This is a genomic window from Pseudoalteromonas sp. PAST1 (assembly GCF_021532515.1).
GTDB lineage: Bacteria > Pseudomonadota > Gammaproteobacteria > Enterobacterales > Alteromonadaceae > Pseudoalteromonas > Pseudoalteromonas simplex.
Genome location: NZ_JAKGBH010000095.1, coordinates 1 through 6,731, shown reverse-complemented (window position 1 = coordinate 6,731; position 6,731 = coordinate 1). Strand labels below are relative to the sequence as shown.

Here is a 6,731-nt window from a genome sequence, read left to right as displayed (position 1 = left end):
ACAATCGCCAACTGGTTGAAGCGATGATCAAAGTGAAGGCGCTAAATAAGATCAACACCCTTGGTCTGCCTAAATATCAGTAAGTTAAGTGAATTTGTTAGAGAGTTGCATTTGATCAACAAGGCCGATAATTGTTTGAATCTTCTCAGCTCGGCTTATTCCTCTAATTTTACGACCATGAGCTTTTAGCGCATTTGAGAGCTCGGCATCAGTTAATGTCCTTAGAATTCTCAATATATATTTATCTGCTAAGTCTTTACCTTGTAATTCATTCAAAAGAGTAACTATTTCATCGGGGACAAAGACTTCCTGTCTTTTCTTACTAACAAAAACTAACCCCATATCTCTTAAGTTATTTAGGGCATCTAAAACTCCAGTTTCAGGTATCACATCAACTAGATGCTCAATAGCTGCACACTCATCTGTTGTAAGTTCAAGCTCATTAGCGAGTACATTAAGAATACTTCTTTCATCATCTGTTACTTTCGCATCCCGATTATTTTTCTGATCATTAAAATAAGCCTCACTCATACATGCATGATAGATTTTAAGTGCTTTATTTCTATCAAATGTGCTTTCAGGTGAACCTTGTTTTATACAATTTTGGAGGTCTTTAGATAACTTTGATAGCTCTTTCCACTCTTTCGCATATAGAGTTTCAATCCAACTTATTCTAGCTACACAATTACCATCTCGGCTTAGCAAATTAATTAAAAGGTTTAGCTGTGCCGAACTCATTAAGATTTGTTCTTTAACTGATTCTTTAAAAAAATCTCTGACAGTATTAAAGAGCTGAGTAATTTCACTCCCTGATGCGTTTTTTATTTGGCCATCAATATTATCTATTGTTTTTGCTAGCTTTTTATTGTTTTTAGCAGCATCAGAGCATAGACGATCTAGGCATGAAATGAATTTTGATTTTTCGACTTGATTTACGATAGATAAAACTTGGTTAAGTTTCATTGATAGAGTCCTTTCTTATTATGTGGTTATAAAACTATCAGGTATTTAAAATTAGAGCAATTACTGTTCAGCCCAAGTTCACCTTTGGAGCTAAGTTTCATAACCAAACGTGCAGTTAACTCCAATTCCCCGTGAACACACCCGAAAGGAAAAAGTTGATGAGTAATCACTTGCATGGATGCAAGTTAAGCCGTGACTTCGCCATGGATGGCGATTAAACGGCGTTTACGTTCACATCAATTTTTAACTTGAGGATTCAGTGTGTTCCTCGGGGCGCCGTGGGGTTCCAAGGGGCGGACGGCGGTATTCGCCCCTTGGTTGCCGCCAGCAATCTGGCAAACTTGAAAAAGCTTTCTTGCTTCAAATTTTATTTAAAATCAAATGCTGGCTTACTGTCCGCTACTAAGCCAAGTTCATTACTTGGCAATTGGTGAGAAACATTACTTCCCGCCAACTCAAACCTATCTTTTGCAAGCCAAAGTTTTGCGCCATTGCTGCTTGCAACTTGGTATGCCCAGTTGCTTACTGCAAGGGATTTGTCTACATCACAATGAAAATAGCGAGTTAGTTCATTAGTAAGCAGCTGGCTGTGACGATCTAGATTTTGATCTTGCCAACGTTCGCGGTGAAGCTGGGCTGCTAAAAAGTCGCGTTTACTGTTATTACAACTTCGATGGGCGGCAACAAAATTATGGCCTAAATCGTTAGCGTAGCGAGCAAAAGGAATAAAGTGATCAACTTCAATAGCACTTGTGAGTGGCTTTTGACAATAAAAGCACTGGCCTTTTTGTATTTCGACTAAAACTGGTTTTGCTTTATTAAGTGCTGTACGGTCGAAACCAAATAAAAAGTCATGCAGTTGGCTTTGAGGGCCAATAAGCGCTTGGTTATGCTTAATGCTTTGAATCTTTTGTAGCCATGCGTTTTTGGCTAAATAGACAACTAAATCGTAAAAGCGTCTAAAGCAAGCGGCTATGCCTGCATTTAGAGTAATATAGTTTTTGCCTTTTGTGTGCGGATATAAAAAGCACTCTTCTTGTTTAGCAAGAATTTGTAAGCGCCACAAAGGGCCTGTTTTTAAAGTGTCTAAAGCTGCTTTGTAAGTAGTGTGCCAGTAAGGGCTTAATTTGAGCTGGCGCAAGCTACGAATATTATTTTGCTGGCACTCATATAGCACTGCAATTACTTTTGATTGCGCACCCGAGTTTTGTTTTAGTAAAGCACTTTCACCACTATGAGCAGAAGAAAATGGCACTGCATGGTGCCAATAAAGCTCTATTAACTTTTCAGCAAGCTTAGCAAGATCAATGTTTAACTCGCTAGCTTCATACATCATTGGTTGCTCAACACAAACATCAGCCAACGCATGCAATAGTGCAAACTTATAGGTAGCACTAAAATCACCTTCCACCAGCATACGCTGGATGTAAGCAATAAAATCGAGTTGCTGCTGCATGGCCATCATCAATCAAGCCTTATGTGTACTTTTGAAAAGTGCTTTAAAGTTCATGAACTGTTCCCTGTTTACGCCGACACATTTGCCTCTTATGCTCATAACGCATTGTTGTAGCTTGAATATTGGCGATTTAGTTTAGGAACAATCTAGCATGAAAAGCTATTGAAAATATAGGATTTTAGGTAGAGCTATACTCTAAAACCCATACAATATTGGGAGAGTTGCGGTATAGCCTGCTATACCGCATATAAATTATTAAATCGTTCTTCTATGCAGAATGGCGTTTAGCCATGTTTCTGTGGCGCGCTCTGGACGTTGGTCGGCGCTTTGCCATGACTTGAGGATAAATAGGTCTGTGCCTTTAATAATGCTTTCAAGGGCTTGTTCGTTTAAGTCGGTAAATTCGCGACCGTTGTGTTCACGTTCGCCTTCACCGTATTTAAACGATACATACACGATGCCTTGTGGCTTTAATGCACGGGCAAGGTTATTGAATGCGTCGGTTAAGTCATTTTTTGCTACGTGAATAAGGCTTGCGCAGCACCAAATGCCGTCGTATTTAGCAACGTCGTTTAGCTCTAGGAAGCTGCTTACAGCTACGTCTTGGTTTAAATATTCTGACGCCAGCTTTGCCATAGCAGGGCTGATATCGAATGCATCTACGTTATAACCACGTTCTTTAAAGATGAAAGCGTCGCGGCCAGAGCCACAACCGGCATCGAGTAAAGCGCCTTTTTTTGGGATCAGCGGTAAGAATTCGTCGTAAAGTTCGTTGAGGTCTACATCGAGTGTGGCATCGACAAATGCTTGCGCATTTTGGTTGTAGTATTCGACGGTTTTGGATGCCATTTTACTTCCTTTATAGGGGCAAGATTGCTTGGCGCTAAAATACCATTAAAGCAAGGTAACGCAAAGGATGAAATGTGATTTTAAATGCTAAAAATCAAGGGTTTTAGGGTAGGCATTAGAAGTTAGTTGGAGAGAAATAGGAGATCATAGTTACGAGGTGTGAGAATAAAAAAGATGATCAATTTTAGTATCGCTTGATTAAAGGCTTTTTATTTCATTTATAACTGTTTTCATTCGCTTGGCTAATGGCCTATTGCGATGATGGCATGCATATATATCTTCACAAACGGGGTGCGTTAGTGTGTGCACGTGTATTTTTTCTTGATTATGAAACGCACTAACAGCATGAGCAGGGAGTACAGTGAAGCCAAGCCCTAAACTTACTGGCTCTAGAATTAAGTTGATTTGATTCGAAAAACCACTGCACTCAAACTGAGCTATTGATTCAAACTCTGCAAAGTTCGCACTTAATAACTGTTGTGCATGATGTTTTCCATCTGGGTGATTAATAAAACCTAATTGGCAAAGTTGCTGCCAATCTATAGTTTTGAACTGGGCTGGCGTTATCAATAACAAGGGTTCATTAGCGATTTTGTGCCCTGTAACCTCAAGCATTGTAGGTGCTTGGCTCATAAAACCAATGTCTATTTGATGACTCGCTATGGCCTTTTCGACCCCCGAATTAGGCGCAAACGCATATTCTATAAAAAGTTTTGGGTGCTTTGATTGCAAGCTTAACAATTCGTTATAAAACTTAAGCCCACAACTTCCCGGCGATTGTATTTTTACGCGGCCTTCAAAAGGTGAATCATTTTTTATTTGTTGCTCCAAAAATTGCCATTCTTTTAGTAACTGGCTACCTCTGTTGTATAAGCTTTGGCCCTGTGGAGTAAGTGTAAATTGTTTGCCGTGTCGCTCTAGCAATAAAGCTCCAACTTGCTGTTCTAGCTTTTTAATATGCTGGCTCACGCCTGATTGGGTCATAAACAGTCGCTCAGCTGTTTTTGTAAAGTGATTGACTTCGACTAGTTCACAAAATGTTTTTAACCAAACCGGATTTATCATAACAAAATATACTTATTTGAATGTTAAATGATAATTTAACTTAATACATAGGCACTCGTAAACTATAAACTCATTCTTATTTAGGAGAGTTAATTATGAGTAATACATACCCACGTACTTTTTCGCATATTGGTATTTCTGTTCCGGATCTTGATGCGGCCGTTAAGTTTTATACCGAAGTATTAGGCTGGTATCTTATTATGGAGCCAACGGAAATTACCGAAGATGATAGCCCTATTGGCCAGATGTGTACTGATGTTTTTGGTGCTAACTGGGATAAGTTCCGAATTGCTCACTTATCAACGGGTGATCGAATTGGGGTTGAGATTTTTGAGTTTAAAAACCAACAAAATCCAGAAGATAACTTTGAGTATTGGAAAACAGGTATTTTCCACTTTTGTGTTCAAGATCCTAATGTTGAAGAGCTTGCAGAACGCATTGTTGCTGCAGGTGGTAAGAAACGTATGGAAAAACCACGTTATTATTACCCAGGTGAAAAACCATACCGCATGATTTATATGGAAGACCCGTTTGGCAATATTTTAGAAATTTATAGCCACAGCTACGAATTAACTTACAGTGAGGGCGCTTATTAATTAAGCCCATAAATTAGTAATTAGCTAGCCATTATAGTAAGTAACGATTTACGAAAGTAGATCGTTACTTATCATTTGGATTTACCAAAATGATGAAAAGTTAAACTTCGATGTACTTGAGTCTTTTTATTCCACTTAACATTGCGATAAAGCCAAATGTTGAGAGATGATGCAAAAAACGAGATATTTATCAATTGCCCTTACATATTTGGAGACAAACCTACCATCAAACAGTAGTGTAGGCTGACGAGCTATTTTAAAAAAATAGCAAGTGCATAAAAAGGAGTGCTGTTCCAAGCCCTTTATCCCAACTAGGTGGGTAGCCCCATTTTCTGGCATTTTATTATTAATATTCCTTACTGATATTCTCGAGAATATAGTCATTATCATCATTAGGAAAAAGAAGAAAATGGTGCAGTATAGAATTGAGTTGAGTTGAGTATAAAAATTTTTTAATATACTTCAACCGGTTACTTATATTTTAGTAAATAAACGCGTAGATCTAGCTATGCTTTAAAAAAGTTATTATACATAGGCTGAGTACAGCTCCGATAATAGAAACCAAATGGATTGCACCAATAATTTTATCTAATGTTCTTGTGTACTTTGCGACAAAACGGCCGTCAAACATAGGCGTCGGTATACGAGAACGTTCGAAAAACATTGCGAATATATAAAATGAAACACTTGCACCAATTCCTTTATCCCAACCAGGCGGAGATACTCCATCTTTTTCCATATGCTTATCTATATACTTAACTGATACTCTATAAAACAGCACGCCTGAAGCAAAAGTAACTACTGTAAATACGAGTAGGAAGTAGAAAATAAAGATTTTAAAGTCCATTTCGCTAGTTCTATTTTATTTAGACTGTATCTAAATACATGGCTGTAAACACACTAATTGTAAGCCCTGCCATTGTGAAAAGGTGCAAGAATGCTAAAACTTTATCTACCGGCCTTGCATGTTTTGCTATAAAACGGCCATCAAAAAGAGGTGTGGGTAATCGCGAGCGTTTAAAAAATATTGCCATAGCGTAAAAAGGGGCGCTAGCGCCAACACCTTTGTCCCAAAGCGGAGGGGTAATATTATCTTTTAGCATTTTTTTATTTATGTGTTTGATAGAAATGCGTGCAAATAAGACCACAAAAATAAACGCTAAAGCCATAAAAATGAACATACTTGCCAGAGCAAGCTTATCTATACTAGGCATTATAATAATGCCTCTCTATCATAAATTTTTTCAGTTAGCGACTTCACTTTTTCGTTTACAAATAGCGATGATTTAAATCCTGTATATAAGCCTATTCCTAAGGCTACAACCCAACCATAAGGCGTTATCATAAGAAGTGTACTCGCTGCTAATTTGTGGTGTTATTTATAGCAATACATATTCTAATAAGACCATAATTGAAATACTAAAAATAAAGCCAAATGTAGAGAGAAGATGTAAAAAAGCGAGAAACTTATCAATTGGCCTTGCATGTTTGGCGACAAATCTACCATCAAATAGTGGTGTAGGCTTACGAGCTCTTTTTAAAAAAATAGCAAGTGCATAAAATGGAGCGCTTGCTCCAAGCCCTTTATCCCAACTAGGTGGGGAAACCCCATTTTCTAGCATTCTATTATTAATATGCCTTACTGATATTCTCGGAAATATAACAGTCATTATCAGGCCTTGTTGATCAAATGCAGCTCTCTAATAAACTCACTTAACTTACTGATATTTAGGCAGACCAAGGGTGTTGATCTTATTTAGCGCCTTCACTTTGATCATCGCTTCAACCAGTTGGCGATTGTA

Annotated in this window: 8 protein-coding genes; 1 reads left to right on the top strand and 7 read right to left on the bottom strand. The window is 38.0% G+C overall.

All coding sequences use genetic code 11. From position 1 onward, the window contains the following. Nucleotides 1-84 precede the first annotated feature (84 nt). From L1272_RS22435 to L1272_RS22420, 4 genes are all read right to left on the bottom strand, one after another. Nucleotides 85-963 carry a hypothetical protein gene (locus tag L1272_RS22435; protein ID WP_235374319.1) on the bottom strand — a complete coding sequence of 293 codons (879 nt, stop codon included), beginning with the start codon at nucleotides 961-963 and terminating at the stop codon, nucleotides 85-87. Nucleotides 964-1,330: 367 nt separating this feature from the next. Further along, nucleotides 1,331-2,431 carry an HNH endonuclease gene (locus L1272_RS22430; protein ID WP_235374318.1) on the bottom strand — a complete coding sequence of 367 codons (1,101 nt, stop codon included), beginning with the start codon at nucleotides 2,429-2,431 and terminating at the stop codon, nucleotides 1,331-1,333. Between the two features lie 243 nt (nucleotides 2,432-2,674). Continuing rightward, nucleotides 2,675-3,268 carry a class I SAM-dependent methyltransferase gene (locus L1272_RS22425; protein ID WP_235374317.1) on the bottom strand — a complete coding sequence of 198 codons (594 nt, stop codon included), beginning with the start codon at nucleotides 3,266-3,268 and terminating at the stop codon, nucleotides 2,675-2,677. 198 nt (nucleotides 3,269-3,466) lie between these two features. After that, entirely contained in the window at nucleotides 3,467-4,333 is an 867-nt protein-coding gene (locus L1272_RS22420) for a LysR family transcriptional regulator (RefSeq protein ID WP_235374316.1), read from the bottom strand. Nucleotides 4,334-4,428: 95 nt separating this feature from the next. Here L1272_RS22420 and L1272_RS22415 point away from each other — a divergent pair, with 95 nt between their 5' ends. Beyond that, nucleotides 4,429-4,929: a lactoylglutathione lyase family protein gene (locus L1272_RS22415; RefSeq protein ID WP_054553420.1), complete on the top strand. Its 501-nt coding sequence runs from the start codon at nucleotides 4,429-4,431 to the stop codon at nucleotides 4,927-4,929. Nucleotides 4,930-5,431: 502 nt separating this feature from the next. Here the strand turns inward: L1272_RS22415 and L1272_RS22410 are convergent. The 3 genes from L1272_RS22410 to L1272_RS22400 form a co-directional block, all read right to left on the bottom strand. After that, a complete protein-coding gene (locus L1272_RS22410) occupies nucleotides 5,432-5,776 on the bottom strand; it encodes a hypothetical protein (protein WP_166338281.1) in 345 nt (114 codons plus the stop codon). Between the two features lie 19 nt (nucleotides 5,777-5,795). Further along, entirely contained in the window at nucleotides 5,796-6,143 is a 348-nt protein-coding gene (locus L1272_RS22405; protein ID WP_235374315.1) for a hypothetical protein, read from the bottom strand. Between the two features lie 165 nt (nucleotides 6,144-6,308). Beyond that, nucleotides 6,309-6,599: a hypothetical protein gene (locus L1272_RS22400; protein WP_235374314.1), complete on the bottom strand. Its 291-nt coding sequence runs from the start codon at nucleotides 6,597-6,599 to the stop codon at nucleotides 6,309-6,311. Nucleotides 6,600-6,731 lie beyond the last annotated feature (132 nt).

What these genes read in the sequence shown, in the direction of transcription:
- L1272_RS22435 (WP_235374319.1), bottom strand. Translation starts at nt 963, where the DNA reads ATGAAACTTAACCAAGTTTTATCTATCGTAAATCAAGTCGAAAAATCA.
- L1272_RS22425 (WP_235374317.1), bottom strand. Translation starts at nt 3,268, where the DNA reads ATGGCATCCAAAACCGTCGAATACTACAACCAAAATGCGCAAGCATTT.
- L1272_RS22420 (WP_235374316.1), bottom strand. Translation starts at nt 4,333, where the DNA reads ATGATAAATCCGGTTTGGTTAAAAACATTTTGTGAACTAGTCGAAGTC.
- L1272_RS22415 (WP_054553420.1), top strand. Translation starts at nt 4,429, where the DNA reads ATGAGTAATACATACCCACGTACTTTTTCGCATATTGGTATTTCTGTT.
- L1272_RS22410 (WP_166338281.1), bottom strand. Translation starts at nt 5,776, where the DNA reads ATGGACTTTAAAATCTTTATTTTCTACTTCCTACTCGTATTTACAGTA.
- L1272_RS22405 (WP_235374315.1), bottom strand. Translation starts at nt 6,143, where the DNA reads ATGCCTAGTATAGATAAGCTTGCTCTGGCAAGTATGTTCATTTTTATG.
- L1272_RS22400 (WP_235374314.1), bottom strand. Translation starts at nt 6,599, where the DNA reads ATGACTGTTATATTTCCGAGAATATCAGTAAGGCATATTAATAATAGA.